We start from the raw sequence: 21495 nt of genomic DNA on the forward strand, positions 1-21495 counted from the left end.
GTATCCAAAAAGAATTATTTTAAAATTATTTTACCCGATGCGGAAATTGTAAAATCATAATCTTGAACTAAACAATCAAATGAATTTTCACTTATTTTAATCCAAGGGAATTTTTGGTGCTCTCCCAAATTTTTCCCCCCTTTCATTCCAATTTTTAATCCCATTGATTCGGTAATAATTTTCTTTTCTCTTGCCTCCTGATGATACAATAATTTAATACAAGAACCTTCAACATCTAATTGTGTAATTTGAAATAATCTTTCTAAAATTTTATTTTCACTCATTTCCAGAAACTCATTTGGAGATTTGTCATACATCAAAACCATTTTACCTTTTGTTAAAACATATTTCAAAGGCAATTCATTTTCGTCTTTTTCTGGAGCAATTGGATAATTTTTTTTATTGTCATTACTCAATTTAAAATAATTTCCTGCATCAAACATATTTATTAATAAACTGCTTCGTTTTAATTTTCCTTTTGTATCAAGTCCTTCATAAATTGCCATTGCAAAATTCTCGTCATTTTGAGCATAAACCTTCTGTTTGTGCTCATGGCGTGATTTCGACAGCAAGGCATGATCCTTTATTTCCAAGGGATTTTTTACGGAATTAGCATACAATCTAACTTTGTTTATTAGAATCCCTTTTTCTTCATTCATCCAAACCTTTTGATTTTCAGCAAGTTTGTTTTTTTGTTGTGGATTTGAAGATAGCAGTAAAACCTTAGCGGCAATTGCTTGTTTTACCTTTTCTTTTACAACCTCATCCACAATATTTTCCACATCAGAAGCTTTAATACTTTCTAAATCTTTCCGGATTACATAGCGTATTTCTTCCTGATGCAATGGGTTTTTAATTGCCCCATAAATACTGTCTTGATGCAAAGAACCTCGAATAGTGTCACCTTGGTGAAACCTCGCCATTTTCTCTCCGTTGCTATCTTTCTTAAAAATTATTTTGTTATTGATGTCCGTTCTCGGAACATTTTTTCCGTTTGTATCAATTTCCATTTCGGCAACAAATTGTTTTTTCCCTCGTATTCTGATAATTTTTTTAGATTGTTTCTTTACATTATCTGGTGTATGATGGGAAACCAAAATTCCGTCCTCAATCTTTTTTAAATCTTCAGTAAAGGTTTTCCAAGGTTTTGATTGTTCTAAAACGGATTTCATCAATTTGTATTGATTTTTTTCCAAGTCATCTTCTAAATCCCAAGCATGCGCCATTACATCATATTTGTCTTTGGTCATACAGGCAATTGTAATCGCATCAATACAATGGTGTGTGTGCTTGCTGCGGTCTTTAATTTTATAATATTTCTTGCCGTCTTTAATATAACTTTCCTGAATTCCCCAGGCTTTTCTAAATTCAGCAACCATTCCGCCTTTTACGGCTTCTACTCTGCCAAAATATGATTTTAAATACGCACTGGCATATTTGGTTATAATTCCCGTATCTGGAATTTGGCTGTTTTTGAAACCTACTTTCGGTTCATTATAAGTAAACCGTTCGTATTTTCCTTTGAAATATTCCTTCTGTAAATTCAATTTATGGCGCAATCTGATTTTTCGGTCTTTTTGTTCCTTTGTCGTTGCCGCTTTAACTGCTCTTGAAATCCCTATAATATCATATTCCAATGCCAAATATTTTTTTTGCCAAGGTGCAACTCGATCTAAAATATCGCTATGATTACTCAACTCAATAGGCATTTTATTCTTTTTAATCTCCCGATTATATCGCTTGCTGCACAGCGTTTTATTCATTTGTGAATTGTCCTGTGACCTGCTTCTTGGAATAGTATGTTCTATATCATAATCAGGGTCACTACCTATAATTTGGCATATACTAATATTAGTATATTGCTCTTCATAAATTGTTTTTCTGTCTTGCTCAATCCATAACTGATAACGTAAAATATCGTCTTCCGTTGGCTCAATGTCTATTCCAGTTTCCGCTTTATAGTCTTTTTTAATCTCCTCAATGTATGCTTTTCTGCTGTTTTCTATATCTCTTTGATAATCCTGAATTCCTTTTCGTTTATTGGCATCGTTTAATTCTCTGGCCATTTCAATATGAATTCTAGTTTTTTCATCAATTAGACCTTCAATAATTAAAGCATTCAACACTTTCCGTAATTGGTGCAAGGCTCGCATCGCCATCGGATTTTTTATTGAAGAAATTAACGGACTTCCTAAAACTAATTTTTCGTTTCCATTTCCATCTTTTAAAATTTGCTTTCTAAAAACATCAATATCCGATGGATGATATAGTTTATTAAGTTTATTCTTGGCGTTACAAAAAACCTGTCCGTCATCATTTTGACCATCTAAAAAATCAAATACTTTTTCGTCTAATCGTTTTATTGTTAAAAATTCGTATTTTTTTAATTGCTCAATGTAAATAGGAAATAACTTTTTTACAATAGCCTCTTTCTGGTCATCAATTTTATTTGATTTCACAAAATAACTTACCTTTTTTTCTAAATCTGATTTATAGGTTCCTTCGGCTTCTTTTGAATAATAAAAACCACCAACTTTACATTCTTTAATGAGCCCGTTTACAATTTCCAATAAATTATTATCAAAAGTGTTTGTAGCTATTAATTCGGCAATTTTAGTTTGGATGTGTTTTCTATCCTCAAGATTTTTCCAAATGTCGACATCTACAATATTTTTAATATTGGCCATAAAAACAGCGTGCGAATACAACAATCCTTCTCTCAAAAAAGGATTTATTTTATTAATTGCTGTTACACTCAAACTGGCAAAGTCTTTCTTTAGCTTTATTTTACTGAATAAAATAGCTTTTTTATCATCCAATTTCAATTTATCTTTTGCAAATTCCTGTAAGTACAAATCAGAAGTAGATACGGAAATCAAATGCCATAAATCATTATAATCTACATTTCGTGTTACTATTTCACCGCTTTTATTAAGAGTTTCATAGCTATAGATTTTAGTCTTCCAATCTTCACCCAAAGCATTTTTTAATGAAGTAGATGCTACACATCCACTCACAGAAGAATTCATATTATAATTAAACAGGTAATTAACATTTGGAGCAGCAGATGATTTATAAAAAGCATATTTACCGCCACTTGGAACCAATTCTTTGGCTAAATCCTCAAAATTAAAATTGTCCTTTTTTCGCAAAAACTTGGGAGTGATTTTCAATCTTTCTTCGTTAGTAAGAAATCTTAGAGTTTCATCATCGGGAGTTTTTATCTTTATGGTATTAATAAAACACAACATTCTGTATTCCTCAAAATTGGGATGTGAAATGGCACATCTTGACTTACTTTTTTCAAAAGTACATTTGCCTATTAAGCCTTTTTGAGATTTTAAAGGTCTTTGAAAAAAGATAGCTTTATACAATTCTTTAGCTAGTCCAAAATATCTTTTTTCAGGCAATTTTTCAGTTGCTATTATTCCGTCTATTCCTTGAACCAAACAAATGACTTCAAATTCAGAAAGATAGTGTTCTTCCCGTGCCGTATATTGATTTCTAATTTTACCTTTATTGTATAAACTGAAAAAATATTGTCCTAAAGTTGCATAATTGCCCAATTTCATTGCTTGAGAAATCTCTCCAATCTTTTGTTTGACAGCCCCTAAGTCTTCTTTTTTATTCAACCGTTCAAGGAGTATGGTTTTAGTTCTCTCAAAGTCTTTTGGATTATCTTTAATCGTTTTAAGGAATGAATTATATAAGGTTTTCAGTTTCTTTTCTCCATCGTCTAAATCCGTTGCTTTGCGTTCAATTAAATCACGATCTTGAAAATAGTCCGTTAATTCCATTTGAAGTTCCGAAATAGTTGCTACGTTTTCAAGAATATCTTCTAGATCGGGTTTATGTTGCTCGATAACACCCTCCGCAGAAGGATCTAATCTATTGCTCAAAAAACCTCTTCGTTGTGCAATATGATAGAAAGCCCTTCCTAACGATAACAATGAAGTCTTTTGTTTACTTGATTTATCTCTAAAATAATAAGGATTTAAGTTTTTGTCATCATCGGTACGTAACCAAGCAATGAATTCCGGATTAAGTGGATATTTTTTAAAACCAGATTTTCTCCATTCTATAACTTCTTCTACAGATAATGGACACATATTATTTTCAGATAGAACTTTTAGAGTTTCATACTTTCTCAATTTTCTGCGAAACTTTATTTTTCTAGCACTTCTAAAACCTGTACGTTCTGCTGCACGAGAACTTTCAATTCCTTTTTCAGATTTAACCCCTTCGGAAAATATTCTGACTCCCTTATCTACAAGTGAAAAATCTGTTCCATCTTTATCCACAATTGCCCACCCAATGCTATTTGTCCCTAAATCCAATCCTAATATTTTTGCCATAACAATCTGTATTTTGTAAGAATTTTTAAAGCTACGGAGAAAATAATTACCTGCTTTACGGTTTCCCTCATTGAAACCTAATTATTTTATAGGTATATTTACAACTGATTAAAATTTCTAATCTTTAATCTTATCACAATAAGGCTATATGCCGTAGATGAAAATCTTTAGTCCTGCTTCGGTGGGACTTTTTTTTTGAAAACAATTCATAATTTTAACCCAAATCCCTAGCCCTGATGGAAGCGGCATCTCCCAATTTAGAAAAACAAGGCTTTTCAGCCGTAGTTTTTATTAATTGGGAATACAGCGGACAGCAGGAAATAGCTCCAAAAAAAAAGCCATTTAACCTAAAATGACTATAAATTAAGTTTTTGTTTTGTATTTTCATACTGCTTTAGTATCTTTCGAGTTGAATCTATTTAGAAACCTTACACATTGAAAAAATGTTAGAAGAAAAGAATGATAACCTGCCTGAAGCAGACGGAAAATTAGACAAAAACACTATTGAATCTAATTCATTAGAATCAAACGTTTTAGCAACTCACGCCACTGATCCAACAAATGAACCCGAAGCTGCTGTTCCCGCCGAAGAGAATGTAATAGCGCCAGAAACAGCAAATACAACTGCGCTTCATGCCATTACACAAACAAATGCAGCTGAAAGTGAAGACGAAACACTCAAAGAAAGTCACGATATTCCGATGCAGGATTATGATACCTTATCACTTGAAGTATTAGTCAACGAACTGAAAAATTTAGTTTCCAGCGACAAAATTTTGACTTTTAAGCAGCATATTGAAGAAATTAAAAAAGCATTTTTAGCTAAATACAACCACCTCCTCGAAGAAAAAAAAGAAGAATTTCTAGCAGAAAATCAAGACCCTAACGAAGAATTTCAATATCATTCTTCGTTGAAATCTCAATTTGATACTTATTACTCTCTTTTTAGAGATACTAAAAATACCCATTTCAAGAGCTTGCAAACGAATCTAAAAACAAATTTAGAAAATCGTTTGGCCATTGTTGAGGAATTAAAAGATTTGATTAACCCTCAGGAAAACATCAAAGACACCTTAAAACATTTTAATGATTTAAGAGAACGATGGAAAACTGCCGGGCCAATTCCGAAGGACAAATACAACCACGTGTGGAATAACTTCCATTTTCATGTGGAAAATTTCTATGATTATCTGCATTTAGACCGGGAAGCGAGAGATTTGGATTTTAAACACAACTTAGAACAAAAACAAAAAATTGTAGCGCGTGTTGAAGAATTGGTTACTGAAGCTGATATTAACAAAGCCTTCAGAGAACTACAGGATTTACATCGAATCTGGAAGGAGGATATTGGACCGGTATCTAGAGAACATCGAGATGATATTTGGAATAAATTCAGTGATTTGACCAAGCAAATGCATGATAAACGAGAAGTTTTATTCGAAAATCAAAGAGGAACTGAACAAGAGAATTTAGAAAAGAAAAAAGAAATTATTGCTCAAATTGAAGTTTTGGCGACCGAGAAAGTGAATGCACATTCTCAATGGCTGGCTCAAATAGAAAAGGTAGAAGCCTTGAGAACTGCTTTCTTCTCTGCCGGAAAAGTGCCATCGGAGGTAAATGAGGATACTTGGGCCAGTTTTAAAACTGCTGTAAGAAATTTCAATTCTTTCAAAAATTCATTTTATAAAGACATTAAGAAAGACCAAAACGACAATTTAAGCAAGAAAACAGCTCTTGTAGCTAAAGCCAAAGAATTGCAGGAAAGCACTGATTTTGATGCTACAACTCCTATCATGAAACAAATTCAGGATGAATGGAAACAAATAGGGCATGTACCAAGAAAATATTCGGATAAAATATGGAAAGAGTTTAAGGATGCCTGCAATCATTATTTTGACAAATTAAAAGAGCAAAAAAATGAGGAAAATGGGGAAGAAGTAGCCGCTTTTGATGCTAAAAAAACCTACTTGGAAACCTTAAGAGAGTTCCAATTGATCGGAGACCATAAAACAGATTTAGACTCCATAAAATTGCATATTGAAACCTGGAAAAACTTTGGTAAAGTACCGTTCACAAGAAGACATATTGAGGGAAAATTCAACAAAATACTGGATGCCCTTTTTGAAAAATTAAGTTTGAGTAAAAAAGACACTGATATGTTGCGTTTCTCAAACAGAATGGATCATTTGTCAGAAAGCCATGATACGCGCAAATTAGATAATGAAAAGATTTTTGTAATGCGTAAAATTGATGAAGTTCAAAATGAAATTTTTCAATTGGAAAATAACATTCAGTTTTTTACCAATACCAGAAATGCAAAAAAAGAAAATTCCATCGTATTAGAAGTTCGTAAAAACATTGCTATTCATAAAGAGAGTCTTGATGTTTGGAAAGAAAAACTCAAACAATTACGAAACTTAAAAACCGAATAAATTTCAGCACATACTGGTGATCAAAACCTCGAGAATAAACTACTCGAGGTTTTTTTATGGGGGAGACACGACTTAGCTGATTTTAACATTTAACGTTCATTTATTAAAAAAAATTTCATAAAGTCAGTCTCATTTTTTATGTTTACAAAATGAAATGGATTCAGAAAACTGTTGTTTTTATTGGCTTTTCAATAGCTCTGTTATTTGCTTTTAATGCAAATGCTATTTCATTGGATTCAATTCAAACAGAAAAGTCACATTCATTCTTTTCTGCTGACAGCATTCATTCTTCAGCTTTTATTCAACCACAGGTACATCCTGTATTTGCTTTACATGATCGTTCTATTACTATTTAAAGAACAAATTTCTTTGTGAAGAGGCTTTTGAAGCCTCTTTTTTTTGTAAAAGTTTTTTTCAATATGATAATTGTCATTTTAATATGTGAGCAGTCGCTTTACTTTTGACTAACGATAAATGATTTTGCCATGAAAAATTCCTTAATACAAAAATACAATGTTTCGGAACCAAAATACACCAGTTATCCTACAGTTCCGTATTGGGATGAAACTGATTTTTTAAAAGAAATTTTGAAGAAATTTTAAAGAAATTTTGAAGAAATCTTTCACAGAGAGCAATCGTTCTGAAGGTATCAGTTTGTATATCCATTTGCCTTTTAACACCAAAGAATATGAGCAAATGCGAACAACGTTTCGTCAGATAATTTAGCTCTTTAAAAACCTTAACAAAAGACGAATTACTAAAACTTTCTTATTGTAAAACCTCCCATAGTAGTAAAAAAGGAGCGGTTACATTTGAAGAGGGAGAGAATGTAAATGGTATTTACTGTCTAAAAGATGGTATTTGTATTCCAAAATCAGAAGTGATGGGATGCTTTGGCAAGAACAATCAGTTTTCGATGAATGTGATGAAAAGCATTTGCGGTGATCTAAAAGAAGCCGACGATCACATGGTGCATTTAGCCCAAAAAACAGTCAAGGGAAGACTCGCCGGAACGCTTCTCTATTTGCATCACACCTTTAGAAAAAACGAAGATAACTCCTTAAAAGTACAACTTTAGAGAAATGAACTAGCCAGTATGATTGGAACAGCCACTGAAAGCTGTATCCGTTTACTTTCGGATTTAAAAAAACTAGGATTGATTGAATTAACCGGTAAAAAAATCGTTTTAAAAAGACATCAATTCACTCAAAAAATTAGCTAATTAATTCCATTTGCTTTACTCTTTCTTGTTCATTACAAAATAATACACCGGAATTCCTAACGCCACAATGCACAATCCCAATCCCGTATTGAAGGTATCATAAATCAGTAAAGTCAGACAAATGGCTGATGTCACCACAATATAAAGTGCGGGTACAACCGGATATCCAAACGCTTTATAAGGCCTATCGGCATTGGGTTCTTTTTTTCTAAGAATGAAAACTCCCAGAATAGTCAGGATATAAAACAACAATGACGCAAAAGTAGCATAGGTTAATAAGTCCCCAAATTTTCCTGAAACACAAAGCATACAAGCCCAAATGCATTGCACCCACAATGCTTTGGCCGGAACCTGGTTTTTATTCAGTTCTGTAGCCTGTTTAAAAAAAAGTCCGTCTTTTGCCATAGCAAAAAATAATCGTCCTCCCGAAAGAATCAATCCGCTGTTGCATCCAAAAGTAGAAACCATAATCAATGCAGCCATTACAAAAACACCTACATTTCCCATAATCATACTTGCTGCGGCCGCTCCTACTCTATCATTACTGGCAAACATGATTCCGTTACTGGCAATATCAGCAGCGTTTGGAGCTCCCTGCATTGGCAATAAAGCCAAGTACGCCAGATTTGCTAAAACATAAATAACAGTAACAATTAAGGTTCCAAGAAACAAACTACGGGGGATATTCTTTTTAGGTTCTTTAATTTCCCCTGCAATGAAAGTGACATTATTCCAAGCATCACTAGAAAATAAGGAATTAATAATGGTAGCTCCTGCTGCTCCCAAAATAGCCATACCTGCTAATTTTGTTACTGTAATTGTTCCATCAGGATTGACTACCGTTTTGCTGGCTTCCCACATAGTTGCGAAATTATTGGACAAAACATCCGTTTGCAGACCCACGTATAATCCTAAAATTATCAAGGCAAAAAGCGCTATTAATTTTGCCGAAGTAAAGAGCAACTGAACTGTTTTTCCGCTTTCTACTCCTTTGGTATTGATGTAGGTTAACAGGATTATACTAAAAATAGCCAATACTTTTTGATACGAAAAAATAAAACCAGTACCAACCCTAAAAAGAGTTTGATCTAAAACAGGAAAGAAGATAGCGGCATAATTCGCAAAAGTAACCGCTATAGCCGCAATAACTCCCGTTTGAATTACTGTAAAAACAGTCCAACCATACAGGAAAGAAACCAATCGCCCATAAGCGCGTTGAATATACACAAATTGTCCGCCCGCATTAGGCATCATTCCTGCCAATTCTCCATAACTCAATGCCGCGGCAACCGTGATTAATCCCGTTACCAACCAAATAACTAATAACCAGGCAGCAGAACCAATATCTCTTGCCATGGCTGATGTTACAATGAAAATTCCGGATCCTATCATAGAACCGGCAACTAAACTCGTGGCATCAATTAATCCTAAAGAACGTTTTAACTCGGTTTTATTTTCTGACATTGGTATTTTAATTGTTTATTGGATATTAAAAATTTGAACACTATAATTTCTTCGCTTCTTCCCAAAATTGAGGTGTTTGGAAATCATAGATTTCCAATTCCTATTTGTTAGGAAGACGCTTCGCTTCTTCCCAAAAAACATCCATTTCAGCAAGTGTCATATCCATTAAAGGTTTTCCCAATTCTCCTGCTTTACTTTCCAAATATTGAAAGCGCTTGATAAATTTTTTATTGGTTCGTTCCAAAGCATCTTCTGGATTTACATTTAAAAATCGGGCATAATTGATCATTGAAAATAAAACATCCCCAAATTCGGCTTCAATTTTATCCTGATCTCCTGCTTCAACCTCAACGTGTAATTCGTCTAATTCTTCTTGAACCTTATCCCAAACCTGATGCGATTCTTCCCAATCAAAACCCACTCCTTTTACTTTCTCCTGGATTCGGCTTGCTTTTACTAATGCGGGTAAACTTCTTGGAACACCTTCCAGAACGGACTTTCTGCCTTCTTTGAGTTTTAGTTTTTCCCAGTTTTGTTTCACTTCTTCCTCGTCTTTTACCACCACATCACTGTAAATATGGGGATGACGGTGAATTAGCTTTTCACAAATTTCATTACACACATCAGCAATGTCAAAATCGTTCGTCTCGCTTCCTATTTTGGCATAAAAAACAATATGCAACAACAAATCACCCAATTCTTTTTTGACTTCGTTCAAATCATTGTCTAAAATAGCATCGCCTAATTCATAGGTTTCTTCAATGGTAAGATGGCGCAAGGTTTGCATAGTTTGCTTTTTGTCCCAAGGACATTTTTCACGCAAATCATCCATAATATCTAATACTCGTTCGAAAGCTTGCAGTTGGTTTTGTCTTGAATTCATTAGGGATAGTTTTTGGTAAAAATAAAAAAATCCTGTTCAGAAAAACAACTGAACAGGATTAAATAGTATTTTAAAATATGATTATTCTTTTTTAGCTTTTGCTTTTTTAGCAGGAGCGTTAACTTCCGCTACTGGAGTTTCTTCGGCTGTAACCTCTTCTGTCACTGCAGCAGCAGGAGCTTCATCAGTAACAAGTCCTTTTGCTTGAAGCATATTATACCAGTTCAGCACTTTTTTGATATCAGAAGGATATACTCTTTCTTCATCATAATCAGGTAAAACTTCTTTGAAATAAGCCATCAATGTAGTGTTGTCTTCTTTATGGGATATTGCCGCACCTTTGCTTTCTTTATCAGCAATTTTTTGCATGATTTCAGCTAAAGGTTTTTCGCCTTCATAGGTATAAATTGAAATTTCCGATAGTAAGCTTACATTGCTTTTCAAGTTTACGGTGATTTTTTTTCCATCCGCTAATGATTCTGCTACAAATCCGGTTCTTGTTTGCACTTTCAATACATATAAACCTGGTTTCCCAGAAATGGCTAATATTTTTTCTAAATTCATGTTATTGTGGAATTATTATTAAGAATTTGACTTATTTATTTTTATTTGAAACCAAAAATCATACCAAGCGAAGTTAAAAAGCTGTTTTATCTTCCTTTTTTGGCAAAGAATTTCATTCGGTAGTCTTGGAATGTTTTTCCCTCTAAAATGTTTTTCAGTTTCTTTTGAATCAATCGTTTTTTTAATGATGAAATTTTATCGGTGAATAAAATTCCTTCAATATGATCGTATTCATGTTGGATTACTCTGGCGATTAATCCGTCAAAAACTTCGGTTTTCATTACAAAATCCTCTTCGCAATACTCAATTGTTATGGTTGGATTTCTATAAACATCCTCTCTGACATCCGGAATACTCAGACAGCCTTCATTAAAACTCCATTCTTCACCTTCTTCTTGTATCATTTTTGCATTGATAAAGGTTTTTTTGAATCCTTTTAATTCTTTTTGTTCTGCATCTTCTAATTCCTCATCGTCGCTAAAAGGAGTCGTGTCGATTACAAATAAACGAAGCGCTAATCCTACTTGTGGTGCAGCAAGACCCACACCATAGGCATTATACATTGTTTCATACATATTGGCAATCGTTTCTTTCAAGTTTGGATGTTCTGGTGAGAGAACTTCCCCTATTTTTCTTAAAACTGGATCACCATATCCTATAATTGGTAAAATCATTCGTGTTGTATTAAATATTAGCTATTAAAATCGAAATAAGTTCTCTTTTAATTCGGTCTGCAAAAATAGTAAAAAAATAGCCAATGAATAATGCTCTAATGATAATTCATCACTATTTAAAATTTAGGTTAAAAGACCGATAGTATTCCTTTGAAAAATTCCTACAATCCTTACCTTTGCAAGCAATACAATTGTATGATTCATAAAATCCAAAAATTTACCGATACGACGTATTTCACTAATGCCCTAAAAGTAACTATCGCCACTGTGATTCCGGTGGTGCTGTTTTCTTTTTTTGGCAAATTCGAAGTAGGTTTTACAATAGCTCTTGGAGCCTTTTTTACTTATCCCAGTGACATTCCAAGTAGTCTGAAACATAAAGTCAACGGGATTCTTGTTGCCACCATTCTTGTTGCTGGTGTGAATTTGCTAGTAAATATAATTTATCCGTATTCTTGGATTTTTTATCCTTTTTTAGCCCTGTTAGTTTTCCTGACATCCATGTTATCCGTTTACGGACAACGAGCTACAATGGTTTCTTTCTCCTCCCTGATTTCACTCTCCTTGACATTTTCTGATATAAATACCGGTTGGGCTATGGTACAACATTCCGGTTTGATTCTAGCAGGAGGATTATTCTATCTCGTTGTTTCACTTACTTTTCACTATATCAGGCCACATCGCTACATCGAATTACAAATTGCTGAATGCATCAAACTTACGTCTAAATATTTGAAGCTAAGAGGAGATTTATGGACCATAGATGCAGATAAAAAAGCAATTATTGAAAAGCAGTTAAACCTTCAGGTCGAGTTGAACACAATTCATCAAAACATAAGAGAAGTATTGATTAACAGCCATATCAGCGCAGGTTCTTCTAATCAAAATCGAAAAATGTTGCTTGTATTTATAGCAATGGTAGAAATCCTTGAAGTGGCATTGTCTACGTCATTTGACCATGATAAATTGCACCGAAAATTCGACAATCATCCAAGGGTCTTGCTGACGTATCAAAACTTAGCCTACAATCTGGCCGCAAGTTTAAAACAATTATCTGAAAGTGTAAAAAAACGAACGAATTATATTCCAAAACACACATTGCTAAACGATTTGAACGCCTTACAGCTGGCGATCACTGATTATGAAAAAGATTTAGGGAAAAATTCTGCCTCAGAAGGCGTTTTTATGCTTACCACTATGCTGGAATATGCGGAAAAGCAAGTCGAGAAAATAAAAATTGTAGAACGTGCTTTTACCTCAATTGTTAATTTACAGGATTTTACAGGAATCGATACCGATTTAGAAAAATTCTTAACGCCGCAGTATTATCCGTGGCGTACTTTGACAGAGAATCTGAGTTTTTCCTCCACTATTTTCAGGCATTCCTTACGATTAACAATAGCGCTATTAGTTGGTTTTATTATTGGAAAAATACTGCCTTTTCATAATGTATACTGGATTTTATTGACTATTATCGTTATCATGCGACCCGGTTACGGCTTGACTAAACAACGTTCTTTTCATAGAATTCTAGGTACTGTTTTAGGTGGATTAATTGCCTTTGGAATTCTTTTCTTTGTCAAAGACAACATTATAATCAGTATTCTTTCTATTCTTTGCTTGCTTTTAGGATTCTCTTTTACCCAAACAAATTACAAAGTCAGTGCCACATTTGTAACCATGTATGTTGTTTTTATTTATGGAATTGTGACTCCTAACATAGGGGATCTTGTTCAATTTAGAATACTGGACACCATTGTAGGTGCCGGTCTTGCTTTTTTGGCCAATCATTTTTTATGGCCTTCTTGGGAATTTTTAAACATGCCCATGCATTTAGAAAAATCCATCAATGCCAATCAAAATTACCTGAAGGAAATTTCAATTTTTTATAATAAAAAAGGAACCGTTTCTACATCGTACCGCTTGGCTCGTAAAAATGCTTTCATCGAGATTGGGAATTTAATGGCTTCTTTTCAGAGAATGGCACAAGAGCCTAAATCAAAACAAAAACAGCTGCCTAAAGTCTATAAACTAACGGTATTAAATCACTCTCTTCTCTCCTCATTAGCGTCTTTAGGAACTTACATTCAATCCCATAAAACAACCTCCGCATCTGAAGCATTCAATGTGGTGGTGGATACTGTGATTAGAAATCTGGATGAGGCTATTGCACTTTTGAAGGAAAATGATTTCAAGCTAAAAGAAAACCTTCCCAAAGAGGATTTAGCGCTACGTTTTACCGAATTGAAAAATATACGTGCCCGAGAATTGAAAGCAGGAATTCCTATTGATGAAAAGGCTTTTCAATTGAAAATGCAAGAAGCACAATTGGTAATAGAACAATTAATCTGGCTGACCAGTTTATCCGAAACTATTTTAAAAACCACAACAGCATTAAAGGAATCTTAACAAGAAAAGCGCTTGAACCAGATTCCTATCTAATTCAAACTCTTTTTATTTTTGTGCTGACTTTCTAATTATTCAGTTTTAGGACGGCAGCCGTTTCTTTTCTGATTTTCTGTAATAAAATTGGATCTTCATTGAGATTTCGACCATAAGAAGGAATCATGATTTTTAACTTCTCCTGCCACTCCGCCGTTTTAATTTCCTCTTTGAAACATCTTCCTATCAAATCTATCATAATAGAAACTGCTGTTGAAGCACCTGGAGAAGCCCCCAGCAAAACGGATAAAGATCCATCTGCAGTGGTAATTACTTCGGTACCAAACTCCAGTATGCCTCCTTCTTTTTCGTCTTTTTTTATCACTTGTACCCGTTGTCCGGCACGTTCAATTTTCCAGTCTTTGGATCGTGCCTTGGGAACATATTCTCTTAACGCATTAATTCGGTCTTTAGGGGATTGGCGCACTTGCTCAATTAAATATTTGGTAAGGGGTATATTCTTAATACCTGCGGCTAACATTGGAATAATATTATCTGATTTTATCGATAAAGGTAAATCTGAATAGGAGCCATTTTTTAAAAACCGAGTCGAAAAACCCGCAAAAGGACCAAAAAGCAATTGCTTTTCTCCATTTATCATTCGGGAATCAATATGTGGTACAGACATTGGTGGTGCTCCCACGCTTGCCTTACCATATACTTTAGCCTGATGTTTTGCAATCACTTCCGGATTTGTGCATTTTAGCCATTGTCCGCTCACTGGGAAGCCGCCATAGCCTTTGCCTTCGGGCACATTTGCTTTTTCTAATAATGGCAAGGAACCACCCCCAGCACCAATGAAAACAAAGTTAGAGTATGTTTTTCTCTTTTGACCGGAAGCTAAATCAGTGATTTTTATGCGCCATAACTTATCTTCTCGTTGTTTTAATTTTTGAACTTCGTGGTTATAATGAATGGTAACCCCATCTAGTTTTGCTAAATAACCAAAAATACTTCGGGTCAATTCTCCAAAATTTACATCTGTCCCAATTGCCATTGAACTGGCGGCCACTTTTTCGGTTTCTGATCTCCCTTCCATAACCAGCGGCATCCATTCTTTTAATTGTGCAAAATCAGTACTAAAAACCATTTGCTTAAAAAGAGGATTCAAATGCAACGCGTCAAATCTTTTTTTAAGATAAGCAACATTTTTTTCTCCCCATACAAAACTTATGTGGGGAATGCTTTTAATAAAATTTTCAGGAGAAGGAACTCTGTTTTCTTGAACGAGATATGCCCAGAACTGTCTGGAAACTTCGAAAGACTCCGCGATACTGATCGCTTTTTTTGGGCTGATGCTTCCATCAGGTCCTACGGGAGTGTAATTGAGTTCACAAAAAGCAGCATGTCCAGTTCCTGCATTATTCCATGCATCAGAGCTTTCAGCCGCCGCTCTATCTAATCGTTCGTAAATTTCAATTTTTATATCCGGTTGCAGTTCTTTTAGGATTAAGCCCAGCGTGGCGCTCATAATTCCAGCTCCAATAAGAACTACTTCACTATTTGTACGTATGGTTGTGTCAGGCATAACTAGATTTTAAAGTGCAAAGGTAAATGATATATTCACAAAAAAAAGCATAAATTTTACCTCAAAAGTTACATTTATCAAACCGTTTTAGCAAAAAAATAGCTTTTTTACACTGATTTTAAAATTTTTTCCTGGTCAAATAGTCCTGAAGCATAATCGTGGCCGATATTTCGTCAATAAGTGCTTTGTTTTGACGCTGTTTCTTACTCATGCCGCTATCTATCATGGATTGAAAAGCCATTTTTGAAGTAAACCGTTCATCAACCCGAATGACTTTCATCTCCGGAAAATGATTGGTAAAGTGCGTGACAAATCCTTTAATGATCGATGCACTTTCTGAGGGTTCGCCATTCATTTGTTTGGGTTCACCAATAAGAACGACTTCTACTTTTTCTTTAGCAAAATAATCCTTCAAAAAAGCAATTGCAGTTGCCGATGGGATTGTGGTTAAACCCGAAGCTATAATTTGCATTTCATCAGTAACCGCTATTCCGGTTCGTTTTTGACCGTAGTCTATGGAGAGAATTCTAGGCATTTATAAGAAGTTTTACAAACATATTGAGCTTAATCGGCTAAATCCATAAAAAAAATCAGAATAATTAATTTTCATACTTTGAAATCACTTTATCAAGATAGGCATCAACTTAGTATATTGTATAAAGTTTTGCAGTACCATTATGATTTTTTTCTAGTGAAGCGTCTAATTTTTTTTATTTCTAGTAAACGCCTCATCTTCCTGTACTATTTACTATTGTAAGTTCATCTGATGAAAAGAAACTCAATAACTCCAGAATTTTGGCTTTGATTTCGGGTTGAAATTCTAATCTAATGGTTTCCATACTATTTTTACTTAAAACGAATTCCTATGTTTCAAAATTGCGACAACTAAAACAGTTTCGTGTGCAACATCAACTTTAAAAACGATTGTATAACCTTTAAAAACATAATCTCTTGTGTTTTCATTATCAAAATAAATTGATTTTTTGAAAAGAAAAGGCTGCTGCATCTCTTTTTTTATTTTTTTTATCAATGCAATTTTAAATTTTCTTGCAGTAAGCAGTTTGTCTTTTGAAATGGAATCAATTATATCATCTAAATCATGATTAAATTCGATAGTTAATTTAATCCTCATATTTTGATATCGTTTTTTCCAGCAAAATATCCAATTCCTCAAAAGTAGAATATACAGCAGTACCATTATCAATCTTATCAATCCTGGACTGAAGCATTCTTTTTTCTTCTTCAAAAATTGACCTTTCCTGAACTATTGTAAGTTCATCTGATGAAAAGGAACTCAATAACTCCAGAATTTTGGCTTTGATTTCGGGTTGAAATTCTAATCTAATGGTTTCCATAGTACCTACAATTTAAAGTACAAATATATAACATTTTCAAATTAATTTGACTTTTTGCTTTTAGTTAAAAACCCTATCTTTGTCAAAAATCTATCAAAAATGAATCCATTACAGCCGATTATAGAACAAGCTTGGGAAAACCGTGCTTTGTTACAAGAAACTACAACAACTGATGCTATCAGAGCAGTTATTGAATTATTAGATACCGGAAAATTACGTGTTGCTGAACCAGTTGGAGAGGGATGGCAAGTAAACGAATGGGTAAAAAAAGCAGTAGTAATGTATTTCCCTATTCAAAAAATGGAAACATTAGAGTCTGGAATTTTCGAATACCATGACAAAATGTTATTGAAAAGAGGCTATGCCGAGAAAGGAATTCGTGTTGTTCCTAACGCAGTAGCGCGTTACGGTGCTTATATTTCCAGTGGTGTTATCTTGATGCCAAGTTATGTAAACATTGGTGCTTATGTAGACGAAGGAACTATGGTAGACACATGGGCAACCGTAGGTAGTTGTGCTCAAATAGGTAAAAACGTACACTTAAGCGGTGGCGTTGGTATTGGTGGCGTACTTGAACCTTTGCAAGCGGCTCCTGTAATTATTGAAGACGGCGCTTTCATTGGTTCCCGATGTATCGTAGTTGAAGGGGTACATGTTGGGAAAGAAGCTGTACTTGGTGCCAATGTTTGCCTGACTGCCTCCACAAAAATTATTGATGTAACCGGAGAAACTCCCGTTGAAATGAAGGGATATGTTCCTGCCCGTTCCGTTGTGATTCCAGGAAGTTACACTAAGAAATTTCCAGCAGGAGACTTCCAGGTTCCTTGTGCTTTAATCATTGGAACTCGTAAACCTTCAACTGATTTAAAAACATCATTGAATAATGCTTTACGTGAATATGACGTAGCGGTTTAATCCGTATTCGTTTAAAAATCTTTATAAAAAGACCTATTGGATATTTCAATAATTATTGTCAATTACCGTGGTTGGAAAGCCTTAGACGAATGTTTAGAATCCATTGATACAATTATTTCGAAAACATTCTCATTCGAAGTCATCATTGTTGATAATTTTTCGAATGACGGACAATTCAACATTTTTAAACAAAAATATTCCAAGTTTACATTTATAGAAAACACTGGTAATAATGGTTTCTCAAATGGTTGCAACTTTGGTGCAAGCATTGCTACGGGAAACCATTTCCTTTTTTTAAATCCAGATACAAAACTTACTCTTGAAGCCCTTGAAACTCTTTTAGAAACGGCTGTTTCCCATCCAGAAATTGGAATTTTATCCTGTTTACAAATAAACGAAAACGAAGTTTTTTACAAACAAAACAATTTATTTCCGGCTTTAGGACGATTTTTCGGAGTGTCAAGATCTATTTTTAGAAAACTGAATAAGGCAAAATTAGAAAAACGTTTTAATAACAACAATGAGTTGTTTTATCCAGATTGGGTTACCGGAGCGGTCATTTTCATAAGCCGAGAATGGTTTAACAAAATTCAAGGCTGGAATGAAGATTTTTGGCTTTATTTTGAAGATGTTGCACTTTGTAAAAAAATTTCTGATACGGATGGAAAAGTTGCCGTTACCCGAAAAGCTACTATTTTCCATCAACATGGTGGTGCATCCCGATTAAACGTAAAGACAAAAGCACTCACGAAAACAGAAGTGATCATCTCAAAACACGTGTACATCAGCAATCAATTTTCAACAGGAATACAACTCTATTTACATACATTATTAATTTTAGGAGTTCTTAGTGAGAAACTATTTTTGTCGCTTTTAAGCGTGTTTTTATTTTTTATTCCAAAATTGAAAGTGAATCGATTGATGCTTAAAAATTTATCCATTTATTATTTAAATGTCCTACGAAAACAAACCTGGATTAGTCCTCGTGCAATGAATTACTTGAAAACAAAAGCATAACTTTTCAAATTTACTTCAAATGAAAATACTTGTAATTCAACAAAAAATGATTGGAGATGTTTTAGTAAGCTCCATATTATGCAATAATTTGCGCAAAGCCTACCCAAAAGCGCAAATTGATTATATGGTTTACGAATCTACCATTGCTGTTTTACAAGGAAATACAAGTTTCGATAATCTCATCCTTTTCCAGGAAAAACATCAAAAAAGCAAATGGGAATATTTTAAATTATTGAAATCCATTCGAACTGAAAAATATGATATTATTATAGATGCGTATTCCAAATTAGAAAGCTGGCTTGTCGTATTGTTATCGGGTGCAAAACAAAAAATATCGTATTGGAAAAAAGGAAGAGACTTTCTTTATACGGATACGGTGATTAGAAAAAAAACGACCAATACCAATTTAGGTTTAATAATTGAACAGCGATTAGCATTGCTAAATCCTTTGCATCTGGATATTGAATTAGAAACATTTCCCAGAATTTATGTCACAAAAGTAGAGAATGATTTTGCTAGTTCACTTTTTGAATCTCACGGTATAGACCAATCTAAAAAAACAGTTATGGTCAGCATAATTGGAAGCAGTCCAGACAAAACCTATTCGTTGGAATATATGTCTCAATTAGTCGATTTTATTGCAGATAAGGAAGATGTGAATATTCTTTTTAATTATTTTCCAAAGCAAATTGAAGATGCAAAAACAATTTACAATGGGTGTAAAGAAAGTACTAGACAAAAAATTTATTTCTCCCTCTTAGGAAAAAACATTCGAGAGTTTATCGCCATCATGAATCATTGTGATATGATAATTGGCAACGATGGCGGGGCAATAAATATGGCAAAAGCATTAGAAAAACCCTCTTTTATTATTTTTTCGCCTTGGATTGACAAAAAAGGATGGGCCACATTTGAAGATGGAATTAATCATGTTTCTCTGCATTTACAAGAGTTTAAACCTGATTTGTTTGAAGGCAAAACGGCTAAAATCATAAAAAAAGAAACCATTGCGTTTTACAAAGAGTTTACTCCCGAGTTGATTATTCCTGCTTTACATACTTTCTTGGAAACACATTTAGAATAATATTCTATTTTTGTAAAACATTCAAAAATTAATGAAATACAATCACAACACGAACATTTCAGTTTTAATAATTACATTAAACGAGGAAAATCAAATTAAGCCACTTTTGGTTGATTTAGATTTTGCTGATGAAATTATTGTTGTCGATTCATTCAGTACCGATAAAACAGAAGCTATTTGTAAATCATTTGAAAAAGTCACTTTCATTCAAAATAAATTCGAAAACTATTCTTCTCAAAGGAACTTTGCTATTTTACATGCAAAAAATGACTGGATTTTATTTTTGGATGCAGATGAAAGACTGACTCCTGCATTAAAGAATGAAATTATAGCCACAATAAAAACCAATGAAACCTTTTCGGCTTTTCTTTTCTATAGAACTTTTATGTTTGAAGGCAAAGTATTGCATTTCAGCGGGAATCAGAATGATAAAATATTTAGGCTTTTTAATAAAAATCAAGCTGAATATAACACAGACCGGCTTGTTCATGAAAAATTAAAAGTAAATGGAAAAATAGGTGTTCTAAAAAACAAACTGATTCATTATTCCTATGCTAATTTTCAAGCGTATAAATCGAAAACGATTCGGTACGGAGAATTCAAAGCACAGGAGAAGTTTTTAAAAAAGCAAAAGCCTTCGGTTTTATTACATTTTTTACATCCTGCTTATAATTTTTTGTTCAATTACATTATCCGATTAGGATTTCTTGACGGAAAAAAAGGTTTGATTATTTGCTATTTAAACGCCAATTCAATTCACATCCGATATCAAGAATTAGAACAACTTTGGAAAAGACAACAACAGTTATCTCCAAAACAATAATTTCTTTTTACGAGCAATTTTTCTATGAAATTTCATTTGAAAATCGTTGGTATAAAAGCACATTTTTACAAAAACTTCATCGTATTTCTTATTGTAAAGTTTGGCATATTCATCACTCATTATTGCCAGCATTTCTTTTTTTGGCGTAAGCCTGTTGAAATTTTTCATGCGTAGCTCGAAGTCCATAAACTGATGGAAATTCATTCTATTTAAATCAACTAGGTAGAAACTATAGCTTCCATCATCTGCTTTTTTAATCAAAGTATTTCCTGGAGAATGATCTAAAAACTCAATTCCTTTTTGATGTAAATCAAATGTAAATCGGGTAAACTGCCGCAAGATATTCTCATGATCCGGATAATCAGGTTGCAGCACTAATTCTCTGAAAGTTAACTCTGCCTGAAGATGCTCACTGATATAAAAACTTTCTTGTAATCCCAACAAAGTGAAATTTTCAGCACAAGCTATAGGTTGTGGCGTACCAATTCCCTTTTCTAATAAAATAGCTGCATATTCGAAAGAACGTCTGGCTTTAGATTTTCTGAAATATTTGTAGGCAATTTTATTGATCAGATTTGGGGTTTTGAAAGATTTGATATTTATCGTTTTCCCTTCTAATTCAAAAAGTTTTATTTTGTTTCGCACTCCGTCACCAAAAAGAATTCCTTTTGAATTGAAGCTTTCAATGATATCAATTAACACCTTTTGATTGGTTATCAATGACGTATTAAAAATTA

Annotated in this window: 18 protein-coding genes and 2 pseudogenes; 9 read left to right on the forward strand and 11 right to left on the reverse strand. The window is 33.7% G+C overall.

All coding sequences use genetic code 11. The features are described 5' to 3' along the window. Window positions 1-14 precede the first annotated feature (14 nt). Both cas9 and EKL97_RS15550 read right to left on the reverse strand, forming a co-directional pair. Entirely contained in the window at window positions 15-4355 is a 4341-nt protein-coding gene (cas9, locus tag EKL97_RS05170; RefSeq protein ID WP_126460515.1) for a type II CRISPR RNA-guided endonuclease Cas9, read from the reverse strand. A gap of 214 nt (window positions 4356-4569) precedes the next feature. Then, a complete protein-coding gene (locus EKL97_RS15550) occupies window positions 4570-4743 on the reverse strand; it encodes a hypothetical protein (protein ID WP_156063269.1) in 174 nt (57 codons plus the stop codon). A gap of 55 nt (window positions 4744-4798) precedes the next feature. Between EKL97_RS15550 and EKL97_RS05175 the strand changes: the two genes are divergently transcribed. The 4 genes and pseudogenes from EKL97_RS05175 (at window position 4799) to EKL97_RS05190 (ending at window position 8013) form a co-directional block, all read left to right on the forward strand. Beyond that, the gene (locus EKL97_RS05175; protein ID WP_126568349.1) at window positions 4799-6787 is read left to right on the forward strand and encodes a DUF349 domain-containing protein; all 1989 of its coding nucleotides are present in this window, start codon (window positions 4799-4801) and stop codon (window positions 6785-6787) included. 149 nt (window positions 6788-6936) lie between these two features. Continuing rightward, window positions 6937-7143, forward strand: coding sequence for a hypothetical protein (locus EKL97_RS05180; RefSeq protein ID WP_126554434.1), 207 nt, complete (start codon window positions 6937-6939; stop codon window positions 7141-7143). Between the two features lie 129 nt (window positions 7144-7272). Continuing rightward, window positions 7273-7462: pseudogene (locus EKL97_RS05185) on the forward strand (coproporphyrinogen III oxidase); the annotation flags it as partial. Between the two features lie 13 nt (window positions 7463-7475). Beyond that, window positions 7476-8013 (forward strand): annotated as a pseudogene (locus tag EKL97_RS05190) (Crp/Fnr family transcriptional regulator). Window positions 8014-8024: 11 nt separating this feature from the next. Here the strand turns inward: EKL97_RS05190 and EKL97_RS05195 are convergent. The 4 genes from EKL97_RS05195 to def form a co-directional block, all read right to left on the reverse strand. After that, window positions 8025-9473, reverse strand: coding sequence for an APC family permease (locus EKL97_RS05195; protein ID WP_126568351.1), 1449 nt, complete (start codon window positions 9471-9473; stop codon window positions 8025-8027). A gap of 100 nt (window positions 9474-9573) precedes the next feature. Then, window positions 9574-10356 carry a nucleoside triphosphate pyrophosphohydrolase gene (gene mazG, locus EKL97_RS05200; protein ID WP_126568353.1) on the reverse strand — a complete coding sequence of 261 codons (783 nt, stop codon included), beginning with the start codon at window positions 10354-10356 and terminating at the stop codon, window positions 9574-9576. 81 nt (window positions 10357-10437) lie between these two features. Further along, window positions 10438-10920: a DUF5606 domain-containing protein gene (locus EKL97_RS05205; protein WP_126568354.1), complete on the reverse strand. Its 483-nt coding sequence runs from the start codon at window positions 10918-10920 to the stop codon at window positions 10438-10440. An 86-nt stretch (window positions 10921-11006) separates the two neighbouring features. Further along, window positions 11007-11594 carry a peptide deformylase gene (def, locus tag EKL97_RS05210; RefSeq protein WP_126563930.1) on the reverse strand — a complete coding sequence of 196 codons (588 nt, stop codon included), beginning with the start codon at window positions 11592-11594 and terminating at the stop codon, window positions 11007-11009. A 195-nt stretch (window positions 11595-11789) separates the two neighbouring features. Between def and EKL97_RS05215 the strand changes: the two genes are divergently transcribed. Next, on the forward strand, window positions 11790-14003 hold the full coding sequence (locus EKL97_RS05215; RefSeq protein WP_126568356.1) for an FUSC family protein: 2214 nt from the start codon (window positions 11790-11792) through the stop codon (window positions 14001-14003). Between the two features lie 64 nt (window positions 14004-14067). Here the strand turns inward: EKL97_RS05215 and EKL97_RS05220 are convergent, their stop codons facing one another. The 4 genes from EKL97_RS05220 to EKL97_RS05240 form a co-directional block, all read right to left on the reverse strand. Continuing rightward, the gene (locus tag EKL97_RS05220; RefSeq protein ID WP_126568358.1) at window positions 14068-15564 is read right to left on the reverse strand and encodes a malate:quinone oxidoreductase; all 1497 of its coding nucleotides are present in this window, start codon (window positions 15562-15564) and stop codon (window positions 14068-14070) included. A 118-nt stretch (window positions 15565-15682) separates the two neighbouring features. Then, complete coding sequence (gene ruvX, locus EKL97_RS05225) at window positions 15683-16099, reverse strand: Holliday junction resolvase RuvX (protein ID WP_126568359.1); 417 nt, start codon at window positions 16097-16099, stop codon at window positions 15683-15685. Window positions 16100-16414: 315 nt separating this feature from the next. Then, a complete protein-coding gene (locus tag EKL97_RS05235) occupies window positions 16415-16696 on the reverse strand; it encodes a type II toxin-antitoxin system RelE/ParE family toxin (RefSeq protein ID WP_126568361.1) in 282 nt (93 codons plus the stop codon). Next, window positions 16686-16919 (reverse strand): hypothetical protein, encoded by a 234-nt coding sequence (locus EKL97_RS05240; protein WP_126460479.1) that lies wholly within the window; start codon window positions 16917-16919, stop codon window positions 16686-16688. Before EKL97_RS05240 ends, EKL97_RS05235 begins: the two co-directional genes overlap by 11 nt. A gap of 99 nt (window positions 16920-17018) precedes the next feature. Here EKL97_RS05240 and EKL97_RS05245 point away from each other — a divergent pair, with 99 nt between their 5' ends. From EKL97_RS05245 to EKL97_RS05260, 4 genes are read left to right on the forward strand one after another with little or no spacing between them, the layout of a single operon-like run. Continuing rightward, window positions 17019-17834, forward strand: coding sequence for a 2,3,4,5-tetrahydropyridine-2,6-dicarboxylate N-succinyltransferase (locus EKL97_RS05245; protein WP_126460476.1), 816 nt, complete (start codon window positions 17019-17021; stop codon window positions 17832-17834). 36 nt (window positions 17835-17870) lie between these two features. Beyond that, a complete protein-coding gene (locus tag EKL97_RS05250) occupies window positions 17871-18851 on the forward strand; it encodes a glycosyltransferase (protein WP_126561899.1) in 981 nt (326 codons plus the stop codon). A 19-nt stretch (window positions 18852-18870) separates the two neighbouring features. Next, window positions 18871-19935 carry a glycosyltransferase family 9 protein gene (locus tag EKL97_RS05255; protein ID WP_233579278.1) on the forward strand — a complete coding sequence of 355 codons (1065 nt, stop codon included), beginning with the start codon at window positions 18871-18873 and terminating at the stop codon, window positions 19933-19935. Window positions 19936-19966: 31 nt separating this feature from the next. Continuing rightward, window positions 19967-20758, forward strand: a complete 792-nt coding sequence (locus EKL97_RS05260) for a glycosyltransferase family 2 protein (RefSeq protein ID WP_126460470.1) — start codon at window positions 19967-19969, stop codon at window positions 20756-20758. Here the strand turns inward: EKL97_RS05260 and EKL97_RS05265 are convergent. Then, on the reverse strand, window positions 20741-21478 hold the full coding sequence (locus EKL97_RS05265; protein ID WP_370275742.1) for a lipopolysaccharide kinase InaA family protein: 738 nt from the start codon (window positions 21476-21478) through the stop codon (window positions 20741-20743). The genes EKL97_RS05260 and EKL97_RS05265 overlap by 18 nt on opposite strands. Window positions 21479-21495: the final 17 nt, after the last annotated feature.

Source organism: Flavobacterium sp. LS1P28, from assembly GCF_003970335.1.
Lineage (GTDB): Bacteria > Bacteroidota > Bacteroidia > Flavobacteriales > Flavobacteriaceae > Flavobacterium.

Coding starts and splice junctions, on each gene's coding strand:
- cas9 (WP_126460515.1), bottom strand. CDS start 4,355: ATGGCAAAAATATTAGGATTGGATTTAGGGACAAATAGCATTGGGTGG.
- EKL97_RS05255 (WP_233579278.1), top strand. CDS start 18,871: ATGAAAATACTTGTAATTCAACAAAAAATGATTGGAGATGTTTTAGTA.
- EKL97_RS05260 (WP_126460470.1), top strand. CDS start 19,967: ATGAAATACAATCACAACACGAACATTTCAGTTTTAATAATTACATTA.
- EKL97_RS05205 (WP_126568354.1), bottom strand. CDS start 10,920: ATGAATTTAGAAAAAATATTAGCCATTTCTGGGAAACCAGGTTTATAT.
- EKL97_RS05215 (WP_126568356.1), top strand. CDS start 11,790: ATGATTCATAAAATCCAAAAATTTACCGATACGACGTATTTCACTAAT.
- EKL97_RS05175 (WP_126568349.1), top strand. CDS start 4,799: ATGTTAGAAGAAAAGAATGATAACCTGCCTGAAGCAGACGGAAAATTA.
- EKL97_RS05235 (WP_126568361.1), bottom strand. CDS start 16,696: ATGAGGATTAAATTAACTATCGAATTTAATCATGATTTAGATGATATA.
- def (WP_126563930.1), bottom strand. CDS start 11,594: ATGATTTTACCAATTATAGGATATGGTGATCCAGTTTTAAGAAAAATA.
- EKL97_RS05195 (WP_126568351.1), bottom strand. CDS start 9,473: ATGTCAGAAAATAAAACCGAGTTAAAACGTTCTTTAGGATTAATTGAT.
- EKL97_RS05240 (WP_126460479.1), bottom strand. CDS start 16,919: ATGGAAACCATTAGATTAGAATTTCAACCCGAAATCAAAGCCAAAATT.
- EKL97_RS05220 (WP_126568358.1), bottom strand. CDS start 15,564: ATGCCTGACACAACCATACGTACAAATAGTGAAGTAGTTCTTATTGGA.
- EKL97_RS05180 (WP_126554434.1), top strand. CDS start 6,937: ATGAAATGGATTCAGAAAACTGTTGTTTTTATTGGCTTTTCAATAGCT.
- EKL97_RS05245 (WP_126460476.1), top strand. CDS start 17,019: ATGAATCCATTACAGCCGATTATAGAACAAGCTTGGGAAAACCGTGCT.
- mazG (WP_126568353.1), bottom strand. CDS start 10,356: ATGAATTCAAGACAAAACCAACTGCAAGCTTTCGAACGAGTATTAGAT.
- ruvX (WP_126568359.1), bottom strand. CDS start 16,099: ATGCCTAGAATTCTCTCCATAGACTACGGTCAAAAACGAACCGGAATA.
- EKL97_RS15550 (WP_156063269.1), bottom strand. CDS start 4,743: ATGAAAATACAAAACAAAAACTTAATTTATAGTCATTTTAGGTTAAAT.